At 59.7% G+C, this 26,585-nt stretch carries 22 protein-coding genes; 11 read left to right on the forward strand and 11 right to left on the reverse strand.

Going from position 1 to position 26,585, the window contains the following annotated elements; genetic code table 11:
* Positions 1-169: 169 nt before the first annotated feature.
* Positions 170-1,303, reverse strand: coding sequence for a hypothetical protein (locus MUN23_RS22625; protein WP_248761301.1), 1,134 nt, complete (start codon positions 1,301-1,303; stop codon positions 170-172).
* Between the two features lie 247 nt (positions 1,304-1,550).
* On the reverse strand, positions 1,551-2,657 hold the full coding sequence (locus MUN23_RS22630; RefSeq protein WP_248761302.1) for a hypothetical protein: 1,107 nt from the start codon (positions 2,655-2,657) through the stop codon (positions 1,551-1,553).
* Between the two features lie 247 nt (positions 2,658-2,904).
* Here MUN23_RS22630 and MUN23_RS22635 point away from each other — a divergent pair, with 247 nt between their 5' ends.
* On the forward strand, positions 2,905-3,603 hold the full coding sequence (locus MUN23_RS22635) for a DUF6308 family protein (protein ID WP_248761303.1): 699 nt from the start codon (positions 2,905-2,907) through the stop codon (positions 3,601-3,603).
* Here MUN23_RS22635 and MUN23_RS22640 read toward each other — a convergent pair.
* Complete coding sequence (locus tag MUN23_RS22640) at positions 3,590-4,669, reverse strand: hypothetical protein (RefSeq protein ID WP_248761304.1); 1,080 nt, start codon at positions 4,667-4,669, stop codon at positions 3,590-3,592. The two genes, MUN23_RS22635 and MUN23_RS22640, sit on opposite strands and share 14 nt — an antisense overlap.
* Before the next feature lie 34 nt (positions 4,670-4,703).
* Entirely contained in the window at positions 4,704-5,258 is a 555-nt protein-coding gene (locus MUN23_RS22645; RefSeq protein ID WP_248761305.1) for a hypothetical protein, read from the reverse strand.
* Between the two features lie 1,013 nt (positions 5,259-6,271).
* Between MUN23_RS22645 and MUN23_RS22650 the strand changes: the two genes are divergently transcribed.
* The 4 genes from MUN23_RS22650 to MUN23_RS22665 all read left to right on the forward strand — a co-directional run bounded on the left by MUN23_RS22650 (position 6,272) and on the right by MUN23_RS22665 (position 11,340).
* Positions 6,272-7,069, forward strand: coding sequence for a hypothetical protein (locus MUN23_RS22650; protein ID WP_248761306.1), 798 nt, complete (start codon positions 6,272-6,274; stop codon positions 7,067-7,069).
* Entirely contained in the window at positions 7,069-8,526 is a 1,458-nt protein-coding gene (locus MUN23_RS22655) for a hypothetical protein (RefSeq protein ID WP_248761308.1), read from the forward strand. Before MUN23_RS22650 ends, MUN23_RS22655 begins: the two co-directional genes overlap by 1 nt.
* Positions 8,527-8,728: 202 nt before the next feature.
* Positions 8,729-10,396, forward strand: a complete 1,668-nt coding sequence (locus MUN23_RS22660) for a DEAD/DEAH box helicase (protein WP_248761310.1) — start codon at positions 8,729-8,731, stop codon at positions 10,394-10,396.
* On the forward strand, positions 10,393-11,340 hold the full coding sequence (locus tag MUN23_RS22665) for a protein NO VEIN domain-containing protein (RefSeq protein ID WP_248761311.1): 948 nt from the start codon (positions 10,393-10,395) through the stop codon (positions 11,338-11,340). The genes MUN23_RS22660 and MUN23_RS22665 overlap by 4 nt, the downstream gene beginning before the upstream one ends.
* 28 nt (positions 11,341-11,368) lie before the next feature.
* Here the strand turns inward: MUN23_RS22665 and MUN23_RS22670 are convergent, their stop codons facing one another.
* The 5 genes from MUN23_RS22670 to MUN23_RS22690 all read right to left on the reverse strand — a co-directional run bounded on the left by MUN23_RS22670 (position 11,369) and on the right by MUN23_RS22690 (position 16,445).
* Positions 11,369-13,414, reverse strand: a complete 2,046-nt coding sequence (locus tag MUN23_RS22670; RefSeq protein ID WP_248761312.1) for a hypothetical protein — start codon at positions 13,412-13,414, stop codon at positions 11,369-11,371.
* Between the two features lie 429 nt (positions 13,415-13,843).
* Positions 13,844-14,161, reverse strand: coding sequence for a hypothetical protein (locus MUN23_RS22675; protein WP_248761313.1), 318 nt, complete (start codon positions 14,159-14,161; stop codon positions 13,844-13,846).
* Complete coding sequence (locus tag MUN23_RS22680; protein ID WP_248761314.1) at positions 14,158-14,904, reverse strand: TetR/AcrR family transcriptional regulator; 747 nt, start codon at positions 14,902-14,904, stop codon at positions 14,158-14,160. The genes MUN23_RS22675 and MUN23_RS22680 overlap by 4 nt, the downstream gene beginning before the upstream one ends.
* 59 nt (positions 14,905-14,963) lie before the next feature.
* On the reverse strand, positions 14,964-15,506 hold the full coding sequence (locus MUN23_RS22685; protein WP_248761315.1) for a hypothetical protein: 543 nt from the start codon (positions 15,504-15,506) through the stop codon (positions 14,964-14,966).
* A gap of 72 nt (positions 15,507-15,578) precedes the next feature.
* Positions 15,579-16,445: an ATP-dependent DNA ligase gene (locus MUN23_RS22690; protein WP_248761316.1), complete on the reverse strand. Its 867-nt coding sequence runs from the start codon at positions 16,443-16,445 to the stop codon at positions 15,579-15,581.
* 157 nt (positions 16,446-16,602) lie between these two features.
* Here MUN23_RS22690 and MUN23_RS22695 point away from each other — a divergent pair, with 157 nt between their 5' ends.
* From MUN23_RS22695 to MUN23_RS22705, 3 genes are read left to right on the forward strand one after another with little or no spacing between them, the layout of a single operon-like run.
* Positions 16,603-17,712, forward strand: coding sequence for a site-specific integrase (locus MUN23_RS22695; protein WP_248761317.1), 1,110 nt, complete (start codon positions 16,603-16,605; stop codon positions 17,710-17,712).
* Between the two features lie 5 nt (positions 17,713-17,717).
* Entirely contained in the window at positions 17,718-20,156 is a 2,439-nt protein-coding gene (locus tag MUN23_RS22700; RefSeq protein ID WP_248761319.1) for a site-specific integrase, read from the forward strand.
* Positions 20,153-20,725, forward strand: a complete 573-nt coding sequence (locus MUN23_RS22705; protein ID WP_248761320.1) for a DUF6262 family protein — start codon at positions 20,153-20,155, stop codon at positions 20,723-20,725. Before MUN23_RS22700 ends, MUN23_RS22705 begins: the two co-directional genes overlap by 4 nt.
* A 326-nt stretch (positions 20,726-21,051) precedes the next feature.
* Here MUN23_RS22705 and MUN23_RS22710 read toward each other — a convergent pair whose 3' ends face one another.
* Entirely contained in the window at positions 21,052-22,167 is a 1,116-nt protein-coding gene (locus MUN23_RS22710) for an adenosine deaminase (RefSeq protein ID WP_248761321.1), read from the reverse strand.
* A 93-nt stretch (positions 22,168-22,260) separates the two neighbouring features.
* Positions 22,261-23,241, reverse strand: a complete 981-nt coding sequence (locus tag MUN23_RS22715; protein WP_248761322.1) for a LacI family DNA-binding transcriptional regulator — start codon at positions 23,239-23,241, stop codon at positions 22,261-22,263.
* A gap of 179 nt (positions 23,242-23,420) precedes the next feature.
* Here MUN23_RS22715 and MUN23_RS22720 point away from each other — a divergent pair, with 179 nt between their 5' ends.
* The 3 genes from MUN23_RS22720 to MUN23_RS22730 all read left to right on the forward strand — a co-directional run bounded on the left by MUN23_RS22720 (position 23,421) and on the right by MUN23_RS22730 (position 26,526).
* Positions 23,421-24,722, forward strand: coding sequence for a sugar ABC transporter substrate-binding protein (locus tag MUN23_RS22720; protein WP_248761323.1), 1,302 nt, complete (start codon positions 23,421-23,423; stop codon positions 24,720-24,722).
* A 95-nt stretch (positions 24,723-24,817) separates the two neighbouring features.
* Positions 24,818-25,669, forward strand: coding sequence for a carbohydrate ABC transporter permease (locus tag MUN23_RS22725; RefSeq protein ID WP_248761324.1), 852 nt, complete (start codon positions 24,818-24,820; stop codon positions 25,667-25,669).
* Complete coding sequence (locus MUN23_RS22730) at positions 25,666-26,526, forward strand: carbohydrate ABC transporter permease (RefSeq protein ID WP_248761325.1); 861 nt, start codon at positions 25,666-25,668, stop codon at positions 26,524-26,526. The genes MUN23_RS22725 and MUN23_RS22730 overlap by 4 nt, the downstream gene beginning before the upstream one ends.
* Positions 26,527-26,585 lie beyond the last annotated feature (59 nt).

A 26,585-nucleotide genomic window follows, 5' to 3' on the forward strand; every position in this document is an offset into this window, starting at 1 on the left:
GGCTATTGACTCCCGCTTCGGGACAGTGCTGAATGACCCTCTGGCCCGTGGCCAACTCCATCATGGCGCGCCGTATGTTTTACCCGGACATGGTAAACGGCGCGGCTACGCCTGGCCTTTCGGCTTTAGGCGTTGGATGTCTTTGAACTAATTTCCGCATCAGCCATTGTCACGGGTATTCACTAGCGTGGGAAGAGGAGCCACGGTGAGCGGTATTCACCAGCGTGGGAAGAGGAGCGACGGTGAGCATTTGGTCTAGGGTCGCAAGCGTAAAAACCCGCCCCTCAGTGTCACGAACAACGGGACCGAGAGTGTCATTAACACGTGTCCACCCCATTCCGCTGAGGACGGCAAACAAGGGGATTCCGCCAAGTCGAATCGACTCTCCTCGAAGTCGCTCAAAACGAAGTGCCTTGTCTCTGGCGGTTCCGCCGTCGTTCACAAGTTTGCATTCGAGGATTCCCCTTAGGCTGCCCGAGTCATCGAAGATCACGAAGTCCGGCGCGGGTTGTACTTGAAGTTCAAATCTTCGAGCTATTTCGGCTTGGTCGTGTGCCCCGGTGCGTATGTACGGGACGCCAGCGTTCAGAAAGAGTTGCTCCACGGCGTCCTCGATGAGATTGCCGCGCTTAGTTGACGTCGCATCCAGGACCTGTCGATAAGCGCCCCCGTAGTGCCGCTGGTGAAGGAAATCTGCGTATGGCACACCGGTTGTCGCCAGGTTGCTTGCAGAAGACCAGCCGTTTTCCGTATCGATCTTGGCTTGTTTGGAGCGCAGTCCTCCTCCTGGATCACCAAACAAGGATCCGTCCATGATTTGAGTCAACGTCTGAGCAATCGTCGTTGCCTGGGCGGGTGTGGCGGTCGCTCCATTGCGTTCCATGGAGTCGATCTTGCCTGCAGATACACCTGCCCTGTCAGTTGCTTCGGCCACGAGTACTGTCGCCTGCGCGAACTCCGCTTTTGCTAGGCCGAGAATAGTCCGGAAGACCAGGAGGGTTCGAGGATGATCGGTTATCGTCGTCGAAAGCGTTGTTTCATCAACGACTGTAAAGTTGCTCGTTGCTGTGGCTGCCGCAACATACGCTGCACGGAAATACGGCGCTTCATAAAAAGGTGCTTCATGGATGTACGCAAAATCTGGGGCCAGATGCGGAACGTATGCCTCGCGGGCGACTTGAGCAAATATACGTGAATGCTCGGCTGTTCCATGACGCTGCGATACGAGCCTGATCTGGGCAACCCGTTGATCCCAGGTGGGGGCTTGAACGATTGCTTCCACGGTTTCGTTGACAGAGGCCACTAGCCCACATCCATCAGCGAGCCAGGTGTGTCGTTTGCATCATCGTTACTTTCCGCCGGTAGAGCGGGCAACCACTCGGACGAGTCACCACAAGTCACCCCAGTGTCCAGCACTTGATTGAGAGCTGCTGCAGGGTCTGACGGAATAGGCGGGCGGGCGGAAGGAGCGAGACGTAGAGGCACAGGATGAACTTTACTCACCCATCGAGAGCGTTGGTCACGCCGTCCAAAGACTGGGGAAGCAGCGATTAAGCGTCGGCGGGCCAAATTTCCCACTTGTTCGCGCGGCCCCGTTTGACGATCGCGTCCGGGTGCTCGTTCTGCAGCTCGCTGAGCGTGGCGATTACTTCGGCGATCGGAAGACCCGAAGGCAGGACAGCGATCGGCTGCGGCTTCTGCGAATCCGGTTCCTTCTTCGGCTTTGTGAGCTCGGCTGTGGCGAAAAGAATCTCACGAGCTTGCCTCAACCGTTCGGCCCAACCGGGCCATGCCGGGCAGGGACCGTCGTAGGGTGGTGAGATCCAGCCGTGATGTGATGCCGGCCGTGCGCACTCGGAGCACATATCGTCCTCGCTCAGGGGCGGGACTGCCAGGAGGGTCTCGAGGCTCGCCTCGGCCGTTTGTAGTTCGCTGCGGAGCTTCGAGCGTTCTGTTCTGTCCTTCGATTCCGTGGCTCCGGTCTTCAGTTTTGGGATTCGCGCCCGCAGCTCGCGTACCTTGCGTTCGCGGTTCAGCTGGTAGTGGAGAAGGCCGGCCTTCCGCCGATCTTTTGGCAAGCACCCATACTCGTCGACGACGTCCTCACGGTCCGCGACGATCGCCGCCAGTGTTGCGATCTGTGTCTCCCGGTCGTTGATTGCATGCTCGATTTCTGCGATCTTCGCGGTCCGTCGCTCGTCGCTCATTGCAGGGTAGCGACCGGCACCAAGCTCCACCATTTCCTCGCGCTGCCGACTCAGAATCGATTCCTGTTCAAGGAGTGAGAGGCGAGCCTGTTCACGCTCCGGGTCGTACCGCTCCCTGTCCCGCTTCTGGCGGGCTATGTCGGCGGCGAATTCCGCGTCGCTGCGACGGCCACTCTCATCCAGCATCTCCTTCACCTCCTGGTCTGTCATCTGGCGGAAGGCGGGCTCCGCACGTCTCCACTGTTCCAATACCGCCGTCGCGGAACGTTCCTCAGAGGCGCGGTCCTCGTGGACCCAGGGGTTCCACCGGGCGTCATCGTTGATCTCGATGAAGGTGGCGCGTGCGGCGACATAGGCCTCAAATGTGGATGTGGCCCCTAGCCTCGGAGCCACGAGCATGCCCTCCAACTCGTAGACCTGCTTTGGTTGGTAAGACGTCGACTCAGTCATAGCCTCCACGATGGCTCATCTGCCCGTTAGCCGCTAGACCCAGGACTCAGGCATGACCTTGAACCAGCGGGTCGTTGGCGACAGATGAACTACAACTGTAGGGATACGGGTGCGGACGATATTCACCAGTGAGACGGTGCGGATCGTTTGGGCTCCCACTGCCCAGGAAGGGGTCCAAGTCTTCTGCCTTTGGTCCGGCATAGGGGGTCCTGACTGTCGCCTTCTCCACTCGCCTAGGATGACCTTCATGACGCAGTATTTGCAGGTAGGTGGGGAACGGATCGAGTTCAAGCGGGCTTTGGCCTTTGCCGCACGCTATTTGGCTAACGAGGGAGGGCTGTGGGCCTACCCTGCCTATGATTCTTATCCTGGCCATCCGGGATCTGACGTCGGGCGTGCAGATCTGCTGGCAGTGTCTTTGTTGCATGCCCACCAGAGGCCAGTGGCCACCTACTACAGCATGGAAGCGCTGCTTCCGGTCCTGAACGCGCGGCTTGCAGATCCGGCGCTGAGCGGCACATTGGCCGATGCTAAGCAGCCGACGTTGGCGGCCTTGGCCCGCCTCTTCGGAATCCTTGACGACTACAAGCCGAACCAAGTGAGCTTGACTAAACTCTCGAAGGTTCTCCATCGTAAGAGGCCGGAACTGATTCCGTTGTACGACGAGAACATTCGCGTCTGCTACATGCGGAACGGAAAAATTCCACGCGCGAAAGGCCGTAGCTGGAAGGACTTCTCGATGTTGCTTCTGCCCGCAATCCGTCATGATCTGGTTAACCAGATGGACCAGTGGCTCGAGATAGCAGCGTTGGCTTCGGGCCCGGCTATCACTCCGCTGCGGGCAATGGACATCATTGGGTGGCACCTCGGCGGTCAAAAACAGGAGGATGAGGTGGGCCAAGGTCCCTCGAACGGGGACAACAGCCCAGCCGCTACGTCAACGTAACCAAGCTCAAGGCCTGTTTCTCAGGAAAGTATTTGAGTCCGACGGCAACTTTGACGGGATGCGCATCGTCGCGGGGCAGTTCCAGGATAAGAGTGAACTGCACTGTCTCGTCCTGATTGTGTTGGAGCCGGTAGATGTAGTCATGCTCAAGGTGGTTGCGGAGAACTGAGGCCAGTTCTTCGCGCGAGTGATCATGGATGCCGGCGATCTTTAATATTTTCCCCTTTGCCGTGGTGAGGTAGCCGAATTTAGCTTCAGGTATGAGGATTTCGAACCCTTCAAGGGGGAGCGGCGCGTCTGAGATCGCGTTGAGAGAGACGAGTACGTCTTCTCTGTAGTGAGGAATTAGCTCGGTCTGAATCTTGTAGCTGAGGAGGGGCCCGAAAAGTATGTTGTTGACGCTCACGATTTTGAATCCGTGTTCTTCGAACGGGAGGCCCGTTTCGTTCGAGTTGCTGACCATAGGTTCGTCGCCACCGTGATCCACGATGATCCGTCGCTTGTTCTTGATGAAGGATGTCCCCAGCAAGGATCCGGCCAGGTCCCGAAAGTCCGACCCATACGTCGAGGGGACATAGCCTAAGTAAGAGGGATAGGCGCAGAGCTCTTGGTGAAGGGTTTCACGCTGGACTTCGGCCAGATTATTCAGATATACGCAGTAGATGTACTGCTGACCCCAGTCAAGAGACGGGCTAGCAACGAATCCACTGTAGAGAGCCAGTTCGCGCGTTGCTGCAGGCGCCAGGAAGATATCTCCGACCATCACGCTGAGGGTAGCTTCCTTACCCAGGAGGGGGAGGAACATTCGTGTAATGGCTTCGCCGTAGCCGGGGTCGTCTACGAGGTCCACGTTGAACAGGAGGGCCATCTCATGTCGCTTGGTGGATGGAACCAGTGCAGGGGCCAGTTCCCCGTAAACGACACCAGCTGAGGCGAGTTCTTCCTCCAAGAGGGCATGGTGGGCGCGGATAAAGCGACCGAACTGGTCTGTTCGCATTTGATAGGCAGACCGGGCGGAAAGGAGTCCGAGATCCGCTCTTGCATTCACCGTCAGTATGGAAGTCATGGCGTGAGCCTATTTGAGACGAGGCCGGCGCTGCTTATTCGATCTCATCGTGGGCCCGTCCTGGTACCGCCTCTTTTGCCAGTCGCTTCGCCGCCCTCGCCGCGTTCCTTTCGCGCTTCAGCTGCTCGGTTAGTTGATCCGTGAGGGCTTTGTGGTTCCGCACAAGTTTCGTCGTCTCTTTAGCTTCGGCAACGGCTTGTGCCAAGCTCTGTTCCCCTGCCTCTGGGACCGTGATCTTGGTCTTCCAGGTCTCCGCGTACTTCACTCGGTAGCGGGCCTGCTTGAGCTGTTCCCGGAGATGAACTAATTCCTCTTCTACTTGTTTGAGGTGTTCGGCGGTTGAAAGCGCCGCGGCAGGAACCTCGGCAGGTGGTGTAGCGGACCGCAGCGCGGAGAACTCCGTTTCCCGTGGCGTCCCGGGTGCGATTCCGAGAGTCGCCGACAGCCAACCGAAGTCCAGCGTCCACTCATGGATGCTTCGCTCCAGCCACTGATCTCTCGCGGCCATGAGGTGGTCCTTCAGCTCTTCCGCTGACCAACCGTTGACTTTCATCAGCTGGTCATTGGCATCGTTGGCGTAACCCATCATCTGTGCACGGCCGTAGTGTTTCGCGGTATGACACCGCGGGCACAGGGCAACGAGCCCTACGAGTCGTTGAACATGGAGTTCGCCGTCCTCGATCCACTCCCAACGCTCGTGGCAATCTACACGGCCCTTAGCGCCGGCTCCGCCACACGCACTACATACGCCAGCCGAAGCCTCCTTAGCGAACTTCTTGCACGTCTCCCACTGTGACCACGTCAGCCGGTTGCGGAGATTTTCTCCAAAAACAGTTCGCGGTATCAGTTCCAGCGAGAGCAAATTAGATTCAGCAGGTGGCATTCAGTTGCTCCTGTTCATCGCGGTTATGTGAGGGGGGTGGGCCTCTTGGGCTCACCCTAACAAGCTCCTCAGACACCTTGGTCTTCCGTTGGGTTTCGAACAAGATCCCAAGTGCGGTTGCGCACAGCATGCAAAGCAGGAAGAGCGGAAAAGTGTGTTGGCTTGGCACTTGAGCGCAGCAACACCTCAAAGTGCGTCCGCCATGCGCTGTCGCGCTAGTATCGGCTAGAACGTAACAGGATGGCCTAGGGCCGATAAAGGAGATGGGGGTTTGCTGAGGTTCGATGAACCCCCTGTGGATACGAGACCTAGGTCGTCGTGCCAGCGGCAAATAAAAACACATGTCACCGACTCCACTCTCCCAAGAACAACATGCTTTGTTGGTAGCGGCGACGCCGCTTTCTAACCTCCAAGACGCCTTAAATTGGATTGCCGAACAGCGTCCCCTGACGGGGGGAATCACACACCGCTTGCTGACCGCCTTGGTACATGCTGCAGACGCCGCTGTTCCAGGTGCCGAGCCCGCTCTTCGCGCCGTGGCTAGGCAAGTCCTGCACAGTACTTTAGATACAAGCGCTGATTTGGTTTTAACTGAAACAATCGTGGCGCCTCACCGCTATCAGGAAGCTCTAGCCGAGGTCGCGCGGAGGACTCCCACCGGCTCCTTATCCGGAATAACCCCTCAGGCTGTGGGGGCAGCACAATCAAGCAACCCACTCGTGGTTGAAGCCTTAGCCCTCGTCGCGGGACTTAGCTGGCGGGATCTCAGGGACCGGGCCAGCATCAGGGGAACAAGTCTTCCCGGCGAATCAACCGGGCATTGGCAATCCAGCCAAATCCGGTGCGCCTTTGCCATCGTCGATGAGATTGTCAGGGGGCAAGTAGAGCCTCAGCTGACTGGAGCAGTCGGCGCCCGACCTCTGGAACTCCTGCTGGAAGGGACCAACAGCTGGTTGGATGTTGACGCGCTCTACCGCGAGGGGGTCAGCTACGGGACACTCCTTGCACAGCGGGATGTGGGAAGCGCTTGGAGTGCTCACCGCAACAGAACAAATACAGAAATAAGCCGGCTAATAGTAGTCAACGTCCTCACTGCGCTTAGCGAAGCTGGGGTCTCCTACTGGTCTGTGGAAGGTCCTAGAGCAGTTCCGCGAGCATTTCTTGCTGATCAAGCCGTAAGATCCGGGAAAAAAACACCAGGGCAACTTTCTGTCGTCACCAAAGGCCCCGACGGCAGGCCCGCCTATGCTGTTTTGATTGCTGTCGCACGCGACGGCGGAACGGCCCGAAAGACGGCGGCAACGCTTCTGAGTCTCCCGGAATCTTTGGCCCTCCCCGCGGCGCTGGTCCTCGTGGGGACCGGCTGGGCGGACCGAAGCGAAAGCGACAAACTGGTTCGCGCCTTCGGCGGGCGCATCTACACGGAACACACACTCCAAGAGCTGGCTGTGTTGGCGGCAGAAATGTCAGTGGCCAGTGACACCATTGAGCCCACTTATTCTCTCGAGGAGCAGTAATGACAACAACCATGACAATCGAAGCCCGCAAGCAGGCGATTGAGGCCGCTGTAAAAGCAGCAGATGCGGCATCTAAGGCCGGAAACGGTACATCCGAAGCCATCCGGTGGAAGACAGGAAAACTGATTTTGCCTGTTGCCAGCGTCAATGTTGATCTGGTCCTCCTCAGCCGCGACAGTCACCGGATTAAGGCTCAGCTGCAGTCACTCCCAGCTGCAGAGCAGGACCTGGTCGAGTCGGATCCGTACGGAGTGCAGGCGCAGGAGATTATCGCTCGGCTGTTGCGGGAAACGGCCGGCTATGAGCGGATCAAGAGCGCAATTGCTAACGACGGTCAGCTCGACGCAGGTGTCCTGACTACCGGCGGAGTGTTGGTCAACGCCAACACTCGCGTTGTGGCACTGCGCGAACTGCGCGGGAAGTACGTCAAGGTCGTTGTTCTCCCCGAAGACGCAGGGCCCAAGGAAATAACAGAGCTGGAACTCCGCCTCCAAATGGAGCAGCAGGTTAAGCAGGACTACAGCTTTACCAGCCAACTGTTGTTCATCGAGGACCTCGTAAACAGTGGAGACTACACCACCGCTGAAATCGGTCAGGCGCTTCAGCCCGCGCTCACCAACAGCCGCGCCGATCAAAAGAAAGCGGTAGATCATGTTGAAGGAGAGCTCCGGCTCCTTAGCCTGATTCGCGAGGTCCTGGCCATGAGTGGGGGTGCACTCAATCTCCTCTACTTTGATGACAAAAAGCAGGCATTGGTCGAAATCGATCAGGATTACCAGAAGGTCAAAAACACCAAGCCGGAGCAAGCCGCACGTGTCAGGGATGCGCAGCTCGCAGGGATGATTGCAGACATTGGGTACCGGAACCTTCGTGATGTCGATGCCGTGCTTCTGGACGAGTATGTAGGGCCGGCCCTTGAAGAAGACGCGATATTGGCTCCCCATCTCGATGCCCTTTTGGAAATCACTGCTTCAGAGGATGAGGATGCCCTCGAAGGACTGGACTTGCTCGGCGATGAGGCCGAGGATCAGTCCTTGAACAGTGGCTTCAGCTTGTCCGGAATTTACACTTTGCTTGCTCAGACCAAGCCAGAGGAACACATAAGTGTCCCTAACGAAGACGGCACGATGGTGAATTTGTCTCGCGAGGTCGTTGTTTCAGGTCTGTATGGAGCCATGACGACAGCAATCGAGAATAAGAGGCGGGACACCCGTAGGCTTGATCGTCTTACTGCACCCATGGTGCACCTCAAGGACGCAGCGAAAGCCTTGGACAGCGCTACCGTTGCCTACGCCGAGGTGAACAAGAGGGCAGGTTTTGACCAAAACGAATTCTTGAGGGCAGTCGCGGAATACCAGAGAGCCGCCACGAACTTTTCCATATCTACGGGTTTCGGCAACGAGCCTGAGGGCGATGACCTAACTGGCGACGCAGATCTCGAGGACACTCGTGCCTGAGCCCACCCTCGGGCTCGATTTGGTTGGTTCGCCTCCAGTCGTACGGGCGAGCCGAATCGGTGAAGTAGCCCAAGGATTTTGGCTTCAGCTTATGGGGGAGTGGGGCTCTGACGGCTTACGGCCGGGCCAGCAGATAACGCTGCCCCTGGAGCGCCTGCTTTCGCGCATGGCTTGGCTGCGCGCAGCCTGCACACGACACAACGTGAGAATCAGCTGGCAGGACGAGCTGAGGGCACTTATTGAGCAAACTCATGCGCAAAGAAGGCTGCTGCAGGGTTCACTTGCCAATCCTGAGCCCTTGGGAGCTGAGGAAGTTCAGGAGCGGCTAACTGGTGGCCGATTTACCCGAGAACTGCGCCCATTCCAGGTCCGGGACCTGGGCCAACTACTCTCACTAGCCAATGGGGCCAACTTTTCTGTACCGGGTGCAGGCAAGACCACCGTGGCCTACGCCGTTTATGAGGCTGAACGGGCTGCTGGCAGGGTGCAACAGATGCTGGTGGTGGCTCCACTGTCGGCTTTCGACGCCTGGCAGACTGAAGTTTCGGCGTGCTTTGGAGAATCTGAGCTGCCGGTCGTGGCCCCATTCGTCGAAACCGCCCCGCGTGGAGCGGAAGTGGTCATCGTTAACTATCACCGCCTTGGCAACCGCTATGAAGCGTTGGCTCGCTGGGTGAATGAAAGGCCCACCCTCGTCCTATTGGACGAAGCCCATCGGATGAAACGCGGCTGGGATGGAGCGTTCGGCAGCGCATGCCTGAATATTGCTTTCCTCGCCGCACGTCGTGACATCCTAACCGGAACGCCGGCACCTCAAAGCCCACAGGATTTGGTGGCTCTGATGGATTATCTATGGCCCGGACAAGCCCGCAAAATATTGCCGCAGGACGCCCTGTCCAGCCCCCCTCCTCCCGACTCCGGCGCACTAATCGCTTCTGCCATCTCCCCGTTGTTCGTCCGCACACGTAAGAGCGAACTGGGCCTGCAAAAGCCAATAATGAGCGTGGTCGAAGTGGAGCTCGATCCACTCCAGGGACAGATATATGAGGCGTTGCGAGACCGATACGCCGGTAGCCTACGGGTAAATATGGCGGAGCGCGCGACATTCGCCAAAATGGGCGAAATTGTCATCTATCTGCTTGAGGCGGCAACCAATCCCCAGCTTCTCGCCGCCGGATCCGGAGCGGAGGACGACCCAAGCTTCCGTCATCCCCCCTTGGACGTTCCACCCGACAGTGCACTGTGGAGCCTCCTCCAGCAGTACAACCAATACGAGACGCCAGCGAAGTTCAAACAACTCGCCCAGATGATCGCAGACAATGCAGCACAGGGGAGGAAGACGCTCGTATGGAGCAACTTCGTACGCAACCTGAAAGCACTGGAACGGATGCTGGCTGTGCATCAGCCAGCGCTCATTTACGGCGGCATTCCGTCGGAATTCGCGGATCCGACGGCGGAACGTACTCGGGAAAGCGAGCTCGCCCGCTTTCGCACAGACCCCAATTGCAGCGTGCTTCTGGCCAATCCTGCCGCCATGAGCGAAGGCGTGAGCCTTCATCAGGTCTGCCACGATGCTATCTATTTGGAACGTTCGTTCAATGCCGGACAGTATTTACAGAGTATTGACCGGATTCACAGGCTGGGGCTCAGTCCCGATCAGGAAACCCGGATCACATTCCTGCTCACTCGTGGAACTGTGGATGAAGTAATCGACGAGCGGATTAGAGGGAAAGCAGAGCGCCTCGGCGAGATGCTCGACGACCCCGACCTTAGCACCATGGCGCTGCCATCCGATGAGGATTACGGGCCGGCAATCGACACAGTTGAGGATATGGCTGCCCTCTTCGCACATCTCCGAGGGGAGGGATGATTACAAGCAATCCGGGGGCGGACCAGATGGCCATCCGCTCCACGCCCACAGCCTTTCAACTCCAGGCCGCCCTGCTTGCTGGTCGGGTACTGGACACTGCCGGCAATTCAGCCGAGTCGCTCCTGGTCAGCTATGACCGGTTGGCAACAGGCGGACTATATCGTTCCCAGGATTTGCAGGCCGGTCACCGGTTATTGGAACGTGCAGGCCTTGTTAAAACCACGCCTTCGAATCACATACCTACCCCCGAACTCAACGAAATCTGCCAGCTCCCCGACGATGTCGCCGCTGAGCTTTTATTGCAAGAACTCCTGCTGAGAGAGCCGCCTTTGTGGCTTTACGCAGCGGTAGTGGATGACGAGGTGCGTTGGGAAAATGTGCCAGAGGCCGATCAAAACGCCTTAGCTCAGCTCCTTGCCGATGCGGCCAGACGAGAAGCCATCTTACTTACCCTGGGACGGACCTTAGACGCAGCACTTCTCGCTGAAAGAGGGTCGTTGGGTGAAGAGTTCGTCGTGCAGTTATGCCGAGAACATCTTCAACAGCGGGATCGCCCAGACCTTGCGGGAACTGTACGTCGAGTCAGCCTCCGAAGTGACCAACTTGGCTACGACGTCACGAGTCCGGACACCACAGGTCAACGCCACCGTATGGAAATCAAAACAACGGGCAAGGCATCCACTGGACGCGTGGAGTTCTTTCTTTCCAGGAACGAAGCCACTGTCGCTGGGCGTGATCCTGCCTGGTCCCTGGTGGCCGTTAGCCGGGACAAGGACGACAATCTGGATCTAATAGGGTGGTGCCCAGCAGTTCATCTCGTAGCACACCTCCCCAGAGACATCTCGACTCAAGGACGCTGGACAAACGTGCGACTGAGTATTGCGATCACAGATTTTACCCCCGGGTTGCCCCTTGATAATCGGTCTGAGAACGGGGTCCGGTAGCGGCTACCCAAGCGTGCTCATTTGAGAGTTACTGTTGGGGAACCTTTTTCGCCCGTGCCTGAGGACGGAGGAATTCGGTGTCGCTGGCCTCGGTCATGAAGTCGTCGTGCCACGTGCCGCTAAGCTCGCCTATCCGCAAAGCGTAGGAAGCGACGACAGCGAGGAATTCCTGCTCTGCTCCTGGTTCTTGGGTGGGTTGATGTTGAGACAGGGGAAGGGATGACAGGGGTACCAGGTCGAGCAACAGATCCAACGTACAGGCGCGCACTCCGCGCTTTGCATGGTCGGTTTCATTTTCGCTATGAACGATCGTGCATCCGGCTGCGCGAAGGCCGGCACTTTGTAGGGCCTCAAAGAGCTGCACCCAGGCGCGTGGGTCACGGTTGGCATAACTGAAAATGAGATGCCCGTCGTCACGAAGAAGACGCGTTGACTCGCGGAAAATGGAAGCCAAGAGTGCCTCATAGCTTCCATCCGCGACAAGTTGGCCAGTGACGCGGTTGACCACTGCGTCTGCCGTCAGGTCAGGCTGGGAAAGGCCGGCCCATGCCTGCAACGGCAGGGAGAGCTCCCCGTAGTGCACGTCGTCATGATACGGCGGATCCGTCAAGACAAGATCGACTGAACCACTGGGTAGGAGCTGACGCTGAGAGCTTCCAACAACAACGAGAGCATCTGGCCGGTCTAATGGATTTCCGTCCACATCCTCGCCAATTAGCGGTTGGACGGAAGCGGAGGCGGCGGCCAACGGTCCCTGAACATGCAGACGACGGCTGGTTTTTTGTTGAAGCCACTCTGCGGCCTTAACGAGCTGGATTAATCGACGCAGCGTTGTTCCTCTGCCGCTAACGGTCGTTCCCCACACATTCGGTTCTGCAGCCAAGGTCGTGAAATTAAATCTATGCCCGGCCATGGATTCGTAGCTCTTTAGGTAATAACGATCCCACCGTGAGAGATGGCCAGCCATCTCTGTGGAACCAAGAACGGCAAGCCTCAGGGCCGCGACTACCGCTGGGTCTTTGGAGCACTCCTCAGTGAGCTGCAGCAGTTTCTCGACCATGGCGCGCTGGCGCCGAGGGTAGAGATCTTCCCATTGAGTGAAGCCATGACGAAGCAGCACGGACGTTTCTTGGCCCACCGGGATGGTCCCGAGGTTACGAGTGGGATGCGCGTACTCCGCCCGCGCAGCATCGAGTTCTCCCGCTGTGGGGAGACCTAGCTCGCGGCGGCCGTTGCCGGCGCGCTCGACCAGGACGACTTCCCAGTCGAATCCTCCTGAAGCGCGCGCCTCTAAGCGGTCTTGACGGCCGCATGGGCAGGTGACAATGCGCCGGGGCGTGTAGGCGGCAGAGGGGTCTGTGGCTGCTGAACACGTCAGGCACTTCTGGAGGCCAGTACGCACACCTTTAAAGAGATGACCGTTCGGGCAAGCGAGAAACGCCTCGGGTTTGTTTCGTTCCACACGACTAAGGAGGCTCACCAGGGCGTGTGGAAAAAGCTTTTGCGAGACACCGCAGGCACTGCAGTTGCCCACGGCGACCCGGAACGTATGCGATATCTGCCCCAATGATCCATCTGACAGCAGAGTGCCGTAGGCAGCTTGCACAGGAGTGACTACGCGTTGGGTCAGTGCGGCTATGCCAGCGCGGAGATCATCTGGGTCGGGGAGGCCCAGCATTGCCGCCAGGCCAGTGGCAGCCCAGGGGTTCAGGTCCTGGGCGTAAACCTTATGTCCACGCATCACGGCAGCCAGGGGGATCACTCCGCCTCCGGCAAATGGATCGCTCACGACCATGCGCCCAGAATGATCGCGGCTGACTGCATCGATGATGGAGCCGTTTACGGATTCCGTTCTACGTGCCCACCAGCGGTAGGTGCTGACGGGCGGGAGATGAACTTCCCGGTTCCGCACTTCACGGCGTACCCGCGCGCTGATCTCGTTGGCGTCAAGGTGCCGCAGCGGACTAAGTATTGGGTCCGCGGCCGGCTCCGTTGGTGTTGAGATGCTGGAAAGGGAGACGTTACCCGCTGAGCACAAAACCCCAGCTTTCACTATTTCTGCACGCGTTTCCATCTAGTGCCGTGCCTTTTCTCGATGGGATCGAACGCTGTTGGGTGCCCCGACATAGCGGCATCCGTAATGCGTGCATCGTTCCCAGTGTCCCTTTTCAACTGCCTCAGCGGTAACGGAGTGGATGTCCCCAAAGCCGTGTCCATGCAGCATCTGTGCCACCGAGCCACCGTACTTGGCCGCGAGGAGCGCAGCTTCCGCAACCTTGTCGTGGCCCCGTGCGAAGAAAGCTCCAATACCAACTTGTTCCCCGCAACCGCACCAACACGTGCCGGTGGGAATCAGGCGCGCGTTCTCTGAGACAGTCACCTGACCAAGATAGCCCTTCTTGATGGTGCTCCAAGAATCGACTCTCGCTAGTCATGAAAAATATTGCAATGCCTCTGCTGGCGCGAAGTAGCCCGTGCACGCAAAGGCGAGGGCCAGCCTGGCTTACAGCTTGTCGATCCAAGTATCTTCTTCACGGTTATCCCATGCCGATCCCTTGCGGTCCGGCTTGGATGTCTGCATGCCCTTGATTACCTTCAAAATGCGGTGAGCCTCAACAGCCCGAAGGTCACGGAGACTCGCTACCGAACGAAAAGTAACAGATTCAACGATTTCCTTGCGCTGATCCTGGCCCGTGATGCCTGCTCGCTCAAACTCTTCTCTGATTTGTGCAACTTGGTCGGATCGAACCGGAAGAGGATCTTGGGCCGTTGAAGTGGCAGGCGCTTCCACATCAAAGAGTGAGGGGATCTCGTCATTCATAATTCCCCCACTCTATCCACTGCACGCCCGGGGCCGGGCTCACCAGCAGCGTTCGAGAATGCAATGTGGGTACTGGCTGCCGAATGTGGTTCTGACGGACTTTCGTGCCCGCGCCTACTATCCGTCCAAGGGCTGAAGCCGTCCATAATGAAGTCGCGGCACAGGGCCACTACACGGCCGCGGGACGCAGCTGGATTTGCAAGCCACCAGTTCCCCAACTGCTCAGTGACGCCACTGACAGCATGCGCGTAGGCGTTGATTCTGTCGGGTTCCATTTCAGTGACACAGTGACCGATTACATCAGCGATGCCGTTCACAGTATCGAAACGAAGCGTGGTCACGTGATTGACGACGTCCTCGGACAAGCCGGGGCCCGTGCTGTACAGCATCGCCCAACGACCGGGGTCTTGCTCCAAAATCTGAAAGAACACTTCAATTACCCGCTCGAAGGCTTCGCCCATGAACATTTGACCATTAGCTTGAATGAGTTCGCTTAAGCGATGCTCCAGGTCAGCTCGGGCACGGCGTAAGCAGGCAATGAAAATGGCATCTTTTGTGGCGTAGTGGCCATAGACCACAGTGCGGGTGACACCCGCCGCACGAGCGACTTCCTCCATGGAAGTGTCGTTGAACCCATGATCCGCAAACAAGCGCTCCGCTACGTCGAGCAGTTGCTGCCCACGCCGCTCGCGAGGGAGCCGTATTCGGGGCACGCGATCCGATGAGTCTGCAGCGGTTGTCATTGCAAAAGTTTACAGTGTGTCAACTAGCTTCGATCGGCTTGAGTTTTGCACCCGCCCACTTACGCGGGTTCACTGCCAGGCATGTCTGCCCACCGTTCGTGTGCGGACTGTCGGCTGATGCCCACGGCGCGGCCGATGTCCGTCCAGGATGCTCCTGCGGCCTTGGCGGCCGCGACGGTCTTGTCCAGCCGATGCCCCGCTTGGTTATATTCGCGCGCTGCTGCTTCCACACCTAGAACTGCTTCTGATGGGGCTATGTGTGCTTTCCACTCCTCGTGGATGGCGTCTTCGACTTCGCCGGAAGCGTAAGCGGGTTCTTCCGGAGGGAGGTAGTCCCGCCGGCGGCTGAGGTCGCCGGCCTCCGCGGAAGTGACCCGTTCCCACATCTCGCCTTGCCAGCCGCATTCGCACTGCCCGCGCCAGCCGATGATCTGCCTGTCCGGGATTACTTCGTAGTCGGGCAGCGTCTTGTCCGGTGGGAAGTGTCCGGTGATGCCTTTGAAGAGCATCCCTCCGGCAGTTGATGAGGCGGATAGGCGTCCGTCCGGAGCTACGCGTGCTGCCCAGCCCTCGTGTTCGCTGTCGGTTGAGATCCATCCCATAGCCCGCACCTTTCTGTCAGGTAATCCTGACAGTCAGTGTGTCAGGAACCCCTGACACAGACCACAGAGACGTTAGTGAATGGCCGGCCGGAGCACATCTGGCAGACCGATGTCCGCAGGGGAGAGTTCGGGCCTCGCCCGGACGAGACGGAGGGCATGCCGGAAGGATCGGCCTGACCAGGCTGTGTCGGCGGAGACTTCTACGACCATCGGTTCCACAAGCGTCAGTGCTACCGGGTCCTTGTCCCGGTTGAACCGGTCCAGCGTCGTGCCCTTCACCGTGTCGGGCCACGGATGTGCGCTGCGGGGCGGTTCCAACCACCGTGCCAGCTCGCGGCCGGCCGCTGACTTCAGCGGCGCTGACCGGCCGACGATCCGCAGCGCCCCGTCCAGGACCAGACCGGCCACGACCTCGGAGGGCTGGGTAATCGGGCCGATGACGGCACCGCAGACGACCTCCACGGTTTCCCTGTGCTTCAATTTCAACCAGTTCCGGACCCCTGCGGCGTACGGTTGGTCGCTTCTTTTGATGAGGAGCCCCTCAATTCCCGTCTGGGGTAGCTCTTCAAACCACCGGGCCGCAACGACGGGGTCCGTGGTGGTGGGGGAGACGGACAGCGGCGGCTCCCATGTGCTGGCGAGTTCTTCAAGGAGCGCCCGGCGCTGGCTCAGCGGCAGGTCCCGGGCGTCATAGCCGGCCACGGCCAGGACATCGAAGGCGGCGTAGCTGGCCGGTGTCTCCCGGACCAGTCCGGGGAGGGTCTTGGGACCGGCTCCCAGGCGCTGCTGGAGCGCGGAGAAGTCCAGCCGCCCTTGGGTCCAGATCACGGCTTCGCCGTCGATCACACACCCCGGGGGTACCGCGGACGCGATAGCCGCAACAAGTTCCGGGAAGTACCGGTTCTGTTGGGTCCTAAAAGGTTGTCGCGGACGTCGCATTTCTGTACTGCCATATGTGTCCGGCACAGTAACTGTCGGTGTGTCGGGCACGTCCTTCACGTCGCGAGTTCTATCATCCTTCGCATGAGCATCATCTCTGGGATGAGGTGCAGGGGGTGATCTGGCCGTGGCGACGTTCAGGTCCTTTCTAGTGAGGATGCCTTCGGAGCTGCGTTACTGGACTGTGCTCGATCCAGCCCATCGTGTAGTGGTGGAGGCCGATGATTTCCTGCTGCACCACCGGCTGGGTCGGGATGGTGCGGAGTCCACGAGCCAGTCCTATGCCGCGTCGCTTGCACTGTTCTTTGACTGGGCTGCATCAATTCGTAAGCCGTGGCGGGAGAGTGCCCCTTATCTTGGTCGCTTTGTCTACTGGCTCCAGCACTATCGTCCGGACCAAATAGCCGCCGGTCGCACCGAAGTGGTGCGTGGGCCGCGGCGAGTGAATGCGATCATGGCGGCGGTGCGTAGCTTCTTCCGGCACGCGGCCGCGGTGGGTCAGCTGGACCCGCAGGTGCTGGGAGTGGTCTATGACTCCTTCGACAGCTATGCCGTGAACGAGGCAGAACAGGGTGCCAATCGTCCCCGCGCAAGCGCCCGGCATCGTTTGTCAGAGCCGCGCTCTCCGATCGTGAATGCTGCGGGGGAGGACGTCGTTGGCCTGATCCGAGCGGCCCGTAACGCCCGCGATCGATTTGTTGTCATTGCGATGTGGCGGATGGGTTTGCGCCGGGGCGAGCTGGCCGGGTTACGCCGCTCAGACGTCCACTTCGTGCCTGATGCCTCCCAGCTGGGCTGCGGCTTTCGGGGCACGCACCTGCATGTGGTGCGAAGGATGAATCCGAACGGCGCGTGGGCGAAGTCGCGCAGGCAGCGTGTCGTGCCGGCTGACTGGATGACAGTTCAGGCCTACGACCAGTACATCGATGAGCGGGAACGCATCGACCCTGCCGGGCGGTCGGACTTCCTGCTGGTGAACCTGTTTGCTGATCCCGTTGGGACCCCGATGCGGCCGGGAGGCATCAATGAACTCCTGGCCCGGCTGTCGTCTCGCGCCCACCTAACGCGCCCGGTTCATCCACACATGCTGCGGCATAGCTTCGCCACCAACGTAGCGGCGCACGGCGGCACCGCCGACGTGCTCAAAGAGCTCCTCGGTCATGCCTGGATCTCATCCAGCGAGGTGTATCTGCACCCATCACCTGAACGGCTCCGTGCCGTCGTCGAGCGGGTCCCCGGACCCCGAACGACGGGACCCGGACAGTGAGCTACTTGAGCAGCGGCAGCCGGTTCCGAGTCGAGGCGGTAGCCCCGAACAGCGAACTGGATTTGCTGCGTGCCGCTTTGCGGCCCGACTTCCTGGCCGCAGTCGGCTGGAAGGCCGACGAGCAGATTCTGGCACCCCCGCAGAACCATCCATTGCTCGGCATACGACAGTGCGCACGGAAGGAATGCAGCACCAGCGTCGCCACTCCCGGCCACGATCTATGCCCTGCCTGTCGCCGTGAATTCCGCAGCGGCCACCTGCCCATTGAGAAGTTCCTGAACACGACGAGCGGACGACCGGTACGCGGCGAGAGGTTCTGCCGCGTCTCGGAATGCCCCCGCCCAGCCTTCAAGCGCTTAGGCCTGTGCTCGGCGCACGACTTCCGCTTCCTCCAGCATCCCGCGTCAACCGTCGAGGATTGGCTGCAGGCCGCCAGGCCAACGCCGTTGTCGTCTTTCGGACCATGCCGAGTGCCCTCCTGCTCCCGCGTCGCCGGCGCATCGAACCGGCTTTGCCACCCGCATGCCCTGCGATGGAGCCGGTCCCGGCGGACAGATCCACCACCGGACCTGGCGGATTGGGCACGATCGCAGGAACCGCCCGCCGACAGCGGCCGAATTGTGGCGTTCAAGGGATTACCCGATCAGGTAATCACGGAGATCCTCGCCGGGCTGCAATGGCGGACCGATGACCACACCAAGACCTCCATGATTGAGTTGCGTGCCCTGGTACGCCATGCCCGCCAACTGCAGGTGTCCAGTATCTTCGATCTCCTCGAGCACACAGTATGCGGCGAATCCGCGCACATGGCCGCCTTAATCCGGGCCCTGACTCTCGCCGTGCAACGGAGCCTGACCTCTCCCGAACGAGAGCAACAGCGCGACCGATGGGACCTGGCGATCTTCGGCGGCAAGGGACAGATCAACTTCAAAGTCCTGTCCCAGCCGTGGCTCCGTGAGGCAGCCAAGCACTGGGTGCTGGAGGATCTTCCCCTCCACCGCGGCCGACAAGCCACCGCCACCTCCAAAGAGACCGTCCGGGCCATTCGGTATCTCTCCTGGAGCCTGCAGCACGGCCGCCCGGACCACGGCCTCGTGCTCAGCGAACTCGACCGCACCGACATCGTCCGGTTCACCAACCGTCTGGCATACCTGGAACGCACCGGCGAGATCAGTAGCAAAAAGCGCTACGTCATCAGCACCCGGGTCCGGCGCTTCCTCGATGACGTCCGCGCTTTCGGACTCACCCGCCCGACCGGGCCCGTGGCGGGGCTGCCGGACGACTTCCGGCTACGCCACAGTGATGTTTCCAAGCCACCAGAGAAATTTGGGCCGGGGCGTGATCTTCCCATCCCCGTGCAGCGGACCATCAATGCGAATCTGGCAGAACTCGAGGCACGCGCAGGCCTCGACGTGCGTCGAATTGTTGAAGTGCTGATCGACACGGGCCGCCGCCCCGAGGAAGCATGCCAACTCCCATGGGACTGCCTGGACACTACAGCGGACGGCCATCAAGTACTGATCTACACCGACAGCAAGAACAACCGACCGAACCGTCGCCTCCCTATCAGCGTCGAAACAGCCGATCTCATCCGAGAGCACCGCGAGACCGTCCGTCAGCGCTTCCCGAACACACCGCTGGACCAGCTGGCGCTGTTCCCACGAAACCAACTGAACCCTTATGGCAGCTTCCACGTCGGTGTCCCGCACGTGAGCAAAGCTCACAGGGCATTCATCGATTCCATTGCGACACAGCTCGTCGACGACGCCGGCCAGCCCTTTCCCGCTGCGGTGGCGGTGCTGTATGCCTACCGGCACAGCTACGTCCAACGTCACGCCGACAACGGAACACCTCCCGATGTGCTGCGCGATTTGATGGGGCATGTCTCGATGGAAACCACGATGGGCTACTACCGGGTGACCGAGAAGCGTGTCCGCCAAGCAGTGAATCAAGTTTCCCAGCACCAGTTCGACAGTCAGGGGCGCCGTGTTTTCGCCGACATCGCCGGGCTCGTCGCTGAAGAACATGCACGGCTGCGCGTGGGCCAGATCGCTGTGCCGTTCGGCGTGTGCACCGAGCCTTCAAACGTCAAAGCTGGCGGCCATGCCTGCCCCTATAAGTACAGCTGCATGGGCTGCGGGCACTTCCGCAGCGACGCCTCCTATCTTCCTGAACTAAAGTCCTATCTCCAGCAGCTTCTTGCCGATCGGGAACGGATCCTTGCCGCGACCGATGTGCAGGAATGGGTGCGAGCCAAGACGGCGCCCAGCGATGAAGAAATTGACCAACTGCGCGGTTTGATCCGCCGCGTCGAGGACGACCTCAACCAATTGAGCCCCGCGGACCAGCAACGGATCCAGGAAGCGATCGATGTGATTCGCCGTGCCCGGCAAACGGTCACGCTAGGAATGCCCACCATAGGCATCCAAGGACGGCGGCCATGATGCCCGAAACCGCCGCCAGCCCGTTGACCATAGCCCGACGACGCGACGTCAATGCCCGCAGAGCCCGCGTAGCCCAAGCGCTGGAGATCATGCGAACCGAAGGCAGCGAGATCACCATCACCTCGGTCGCAGTCCGAGCCAGAGTGCACCGCTCCTTCATCCACCGCCATCTCGACCTTCGCGCAGACGTGTACGCGGCCGCCGACCAGCCATCGACAGCAGCCACTGCTACTACGACTACGCGCCAAAGCCTCGAAGCGGACAACCTGAACCTGCGGACCACGGTCCGCCGCCAGACTCAGCACATCGCCGACCTGGAAGCGCGGCTCTCGGAACTCCTTGGAGAGCAGGCCTACTCCCGCACCGGACTGGGCGCACCCCACAACCACGCCGCCCTCGAGGAACAGAACTACATACTGCAAAACGAAATCCAAGAGCTACAAGCCAAGCTTCAAGACCAAGAGGAAGAACTAGGAGCCGCCCGAGAGGCGAACCGCCAACTCATGGGTCAACTCAACAAGACGACAGCGGCAAGCGATGGTTCCGATGGCCGGCGCGGCAAGAATTAGCAGGGAGTCCGCCAGAACTGAACTGCCTCCCTACCTTGGACTAGCGTGGCGAAATTGGGCATGTGGTCGCCAGCACTCGTCTATTTCGCGCCAACTCAGGCGACAGGAGCCAGGACCTACTCAGGCCGAAGTGGCGCGCGACAGCTCTGCATCCTTGGGCATAGATGAGTAACGCGCTTTCAGTCCGGCTGCGTGCCCGGCATCGAGATCTTGCAAGGGCACTGGCTCGATGGATAGGATCTCGTCCTCAACACGCGCAATATCAGGATGGCTCTCCAAGACGACGGTTGCAGGCCCACGGAGACAGAGAGCCGGGGTGGTGGGCATCAGAGCGAGGCTGTGGCGAAACCGGTTTGGATGGCTGATTTCAGTTCTGACCGGTCGTGAGGAGGCAGGAAAGCGGACTCTGCCGCATCGAGTTGAAACGTCTTGAGATCAGCCAAGGTGTATTCGAAAGCATCGATGAGGAGGCCAAGTTCTTTCGTGAGGTTTGTGTTGCTCATCAGTCTGTTGTCAGCGTTCACTGTCACTCTCAGCCCGGCCCTGTAGAGCAGATCGAAAGGGTGGTCCCTCATCGTGGTCCCCCATTGAGCGATCGCTCCGGTTTGGAGGTTTGATGACGGGCTGATCTCCAGCGCAATCTTGCGGTCCCTCACCCAGCGGGCCATGTCACCGAGTGCGGTGTGAGTGCCTGTGGAATCTTGGTATTGGGTCAGATCTTCGGCAAGCCGGACACCGTGGCCGAGACGCAGTGCCCGGCCATGGATCAGCGCCGACCGGATGCTTTCGAGGCCGTCTCCTTCGCCAGCGTGTACCGTCGCAGGCAGGAAGCTTGACGCCAGGTGGTCGAATGCTGCCGCATGCTGCGAGGCCGGGAATCCGGCTTCAGGCCCGGCAATATCGAATCCGACGACACCCTGGTTCCTGTGCCGCACGGCCAACTCGGCAACACTGAACGCTAGCGAATCGTGACGCATGGCTGCCAGGATCTGCCCAACCTCGATGGTCTTACCTGTTGCCGTGACATCGGCGACCCCGGCTTCGATCCCCTCTTGCACAGCCTCGACGGCCTGGTCCAGCGAGAGTCCCTGCCGGAGGTGGTTTTCAGGGGCCCAGCGGATTTCACCGTAGATCACGCCGTCGTCGGCGAGATCCTGGACGAACTCTCTGGCAACGCGAACAAGATTATTGCGTGTTTGAGTGACTGCTCCCGTGAAACTGAATGGTTTGAGGTAGGCCGAGAGCGAACCGGCGTTTGATTGCTCGGCGATCCAGCCAGCGAGCCGCTCTCCGTCGGTAAAAGGTAGTGGCACGCCTGCCTCGGCGGCCAGTTCAACGATCGTTTCCGGGCGCAATCCTCCGTCCAGATGGTCGTGGAGAGAGACTTTGGGCAGCGACTTGAGAGTCTCATTGGTTATGGGGCGGGCGGCTGGATAGCCCATGGCGGGGATCCTTCACTTGGTCGGGCTGATGGGCAGGACCGCAAAAGTTGCATCTGGCATGCAACAGGTGGGCGGGCAGAGTTCGTTCGGGATTCAGGCCCTTGACGATTGGCGAACGATGAGCTCGAAGTCGAAGATCTCCTTGACGAGAGGCTTTTCAGGGTCCCCGTCGACAAGGAGATCGACGGCTCTCTCGGCGATGGACTGAGTAGGTTGTCGGATTGTGGACAGCGGGGGAACCGAATAGGCAGATGCCTCAGTGCCGTCGACGCTGATCACTGCAAGCTGGTTGGGCACGTCAAGTCCGAGGGAGTAGGCAGCGAAAAGCACCCCGTGGGCTTGTTCATCAGTGGTTGCGTAAATGGCCCTCGGCGCATCCTGGGCCTGGAGCCACTCCATAGTGACCTCAGCCGCCCCCGCCCTGGATATGGGAGAAGCGCGCCGGGAGACAGCAACAGGCGTTCCAGCGACCGCCCGGGCAAAACCAGAAGAATGCTGCCTCGTGCCCACTGAGTCCACAGGCGCGTTGAGCAGCCCGATACTGTCGTAGCCTTCGTCGACCAGATGGCGCGTCGCAACATAGGCGGCCTGCTCATAGTCGATCGTCAGCGAAGACGCATGCTGCCCCGAAGACAGCGGGTGAAGGGCCACCACAGGAAGATTCGCGGCGTGAGCCGGGTTGAGATTCGGTTCGTCCAGCAGCGAAACAAGAATGAGAGAGTCAACCTGCCGCTCGATGAAACTTTCGATGAGGCGGTGCTCTTGGTTCTGGACCGTTGCCGAGTCGCCGATAAGGAGCAAATGATCCCTGTTTGCGGCAGCCACTTCGAGCGCTCGGGCAAGCTCTGCGAAGAACGGATTGGCGATGTCCGGAACGATCAGTCCGATGGACCTGGTCTTTCCAGCGCTGAGCGCGCGAGCCAAGGCGTTGGGTTTGTAGTCCAGTTCTTTTGCCGCCCTGAGAACGCGCTCCCGGGCATCCGCGGAGACAGCGCGGGGCCCGTTGTTGAACACATAGCTCACAACGGCGTTGGACGTCCCGGCCAGTTTGGCAACGTCTCTGGCTGTCGGCATCGTCTTCTCCTGGTTATTGGTTCGAGGCGACCACTCTAACCGCCTAGATTCGCATCATACTGTGAATTCGGCCCGCGATCCTTGAAAAAGAAATCTCTTGTCAAAGCCATGCGCCACGAGTAGTCTAACCGGTTAGATGCTCCGTTTGCATCCTTCTCACTCTTTAGAAAGGGCTTCCCGTGAAGCGAACAACCTTGGCAGCGACGTCGCTGCTCGCGGCCGGAGCGATATTCCTCGCCGGCTGCTCGACCAGTGCCCCAAACTCGGATCCAGCGCAGGGGAGCGACGGCTCCGGTACGGGTAGCGTGAACTTCCTGGGCCCGGAGGACCCCGCGACTTTCGCCCCCGTGATCAAGGCTTTCGAAGCCAAGAACCCGGACATTACGATCAACTATTCACAGGTGCCGTTTGACCAGCTCAACCCGACTCTGCAGCAGCGCCTTGGAGCCAAGGACGAGACCATCGATATCTACACGGTGGACCAGCCGCGGCTCTCCCAGCTTGCGGCTCAGGGATTCCTGGAAGATCTCAGCAGCCTGAAGGAGCAGACCAAAGCTGCCGTTCCGGAGGCGCAGTTTTCTGTGAACCTCTACCAGGACAAGATGTGGGCGTTGCCTGTTTGGAACTCCACCCAGCTGCTGTTCTTCAATAAGACTGCCCTGGACGCGGCAGCTGTCCAATACCCGTCCGCTGATCCGTCCCAGCGAAAGACCTGGGAGCAGATCGTTACGGACGCCAAGGCTGCTCAGGCTGCAGGTACAGAGTTTGGTCTGCTGCTTGAACAGGTCGAGGCGTACTACCAACTGCAGCCCCTTGCAGAGTCAGCCGGCGGCGGTTCAGGTATCACCGGTGACGACAAGTTGACCGTTGATGTCACCAACGAGGGCTGGGAAAAGGCCATGAAGTGGTACTCGGACACCTTCGCGTCCGGCCTTTCGCCCCGCGGCGTCGGCGGATTCCAGACCAGTCCTCTCTTCTCATCGGGCAAGGTGGCGTACTTCGTGGGCGGTCCGTGGGATGTTGGTGGGTTCTCTAAGACAAATATCAATTGGGGAGTGGCGCCCATGCCCTACTTTGAGGGCGGTAGTAAGGCCACACCGACGGGTTCGTGGTCCTGGGGCATCAACCCGGCATCCAAGAACAAGGCTGCGGCGAAGAAGTTCCTTGAGTTCGCGTCCCTTGACCCCGCCGGTAACCTGGCGACGACCGAAGCGACCACGATCATCCCAGCAAATAGTGCAGCGACAGGACAGTATCTTCCCAAACTCGAAGCCCTCGGCGGTGACAAGACCCAAGGCCTGGCAAAGCTCATTGCCCACGAAAACACCGAGACAGCAACGCCTCGCCCGGTCACCGTCGGCTACATCCAGTTTGAGGAAATCATGGGCAAAGCCTTCGCCGACATCCGCAATGGCAGCCCGGTGGATGAACGGCTGAAGCAAGCCGCCCAGCAGGTTACAGACGCTTGGAAGCAGCTCTAGCAATGTCTCCCTCGCAATTAACTGATCGTCCAGCAACTGCGGAAGGGCAGGCCCCCAAAGGGCGGTCTGCCCGCCGCAGGCGGCCCATATCAACCATGGCCGTTGCCTTCGCATTCCTCGCCCCCGCTCTTATCAGTCTCGTAGTCCTGCGCATCGCACCTGCGGCCGTGGCGCTCTGGGAGAGCTTCTTCCGGGAGAGCTTCCTCCGCGGGGGAACCGTGTTCGTCGGTCTTGAGAACTACGCCGATCTTTTTGGAAATGCGGACTTCAACAACGCCTTGCTCGTGACGCTGGTTTTCTCAGCGATCGTGAATCCCTTGCAGATTGGCGTCTCGTTCCTCCTGGCGGTCCTCTATACGCGGCGCGCTGCTGGGTCCAAGATCTGGCGCTCCCTTGTTGTGTTGCCGATCGCTGTGCCGCCGGCCGTTTCAGCTGTTGTCTGGAGCGTCATCTACCGCCCCGACGGTCTGGGGAACTCATTCCTGGCACTGCTCGGCTTGCCAGAACAACCATTCCTGACCTCCCCGCAGCAGTCACTTGCCTCAATCATGGTGCTGCTGAGCTGGATTGGAGTCGGCTACTGGATGCTCTTCCTCATCGCCGGCATCAATGACGTCCCCACCGAACTGTACGAGGCGGCGTCCATCGACGGCGCATCAGCCTGGCGGAAGCTGTGGTCTGTGACCTTCCCTCTGGTGAGGCGGCCGTTGGCCTTCGTTCTGGTAGCGGACACGGTCTCGAACTTCCTGATCTTCGCCCCCGTCCAAATCCTCACCAAAGGCGGCCCGTCAGGTTCAACGAACCTACTCATGTATGACATCTACACCCGCGCCTACACCTTGGGTGACCTCAACAAGGCCCAAGCGGAAGTGATTATTCTCGTGCTACTCACCCTCGTCGTCGTCGCCGTGCAATTCCGGCTTCTCCGGAGCTCTGATAGCGCATGAGCGCCGTGAACAAAACCAGCACCTCCAAACACCGGACGCTGGGCTACATCGGGCTGAGCGTCCTCGGCGCCTGCATCGGGCTTTTGTTCCTGCTGCCACTGTGGTGGACGTTCGTGAACTCTCTACGACCAGGCGGTGATACATTCCGGTTCCTGAACCCCTTGCAATGGGAGACCTTCTTCACGCTGACGCCCAGTCTGGACAACTACGCAGCGCTGCTAAGCAGCGACCTTGGGCTCGCAACATGGAACTCCATATTTGTCAGCATCGTCACCGTGATCATCGGGCTTGCGATCTGCTCCATGGCAGCCTTCGCCCTCGCCGCCATCCCGTTTAGGGGATCAGGTGTCGTGTTCATTGTCGTGGTGGTCAGTTTTCTGATCCCGTTCGATGCCATCGCCATTCCCTTGGCTGACCTCTTCCGGGACTGGAACCTCCAGAACACCTACACTGGCCTGATTCTCCCCGGCTTGGGCAACGGCATGGCCATCTTCCTGCTGAGGACCTTCTTCCTCGCCATCCCCAAAGACCTCGTGGAAGCAGGACGCCTCGATGGGCTGGGCTGGTGGGGGATCTTCCGCCGGATCTATCTACCGTTATCAGTGCCCTCGCTCATCGGAGCCGGACTCACCCTCTTCCTGTTCCAATGGCAGTCCTACGTATGGCCGCTCCTGAACGGCACCGACGCCCAGCACATCCTGGGCCCAATCGCCCTTTCAAACCTGCAAGGCCAGTTCAACGTGGACTACGGGGTCATGTTCGCCGGATCCATCGTTCTGACCGTCATCCCGCTAGCCATCATCATCGGATTCCAGCGTTACTTCATCCAATCCGTCACCACTACCGGACTTAAATAGACATTCGCACACTGGTGGGCGTGGCACCGCCATGCCCACAGCACTAACCAAAAGGAAAA

Origin of the sequence: Pseudarthrobacter sp. SSS035 (genome assembly GCF_023273875.1) — a bacterium.
GTDB lineage: Bacteria > Actinomycetota > Actinomycetes > Actinomycetales > Micrococcaceae > Arthrobacter.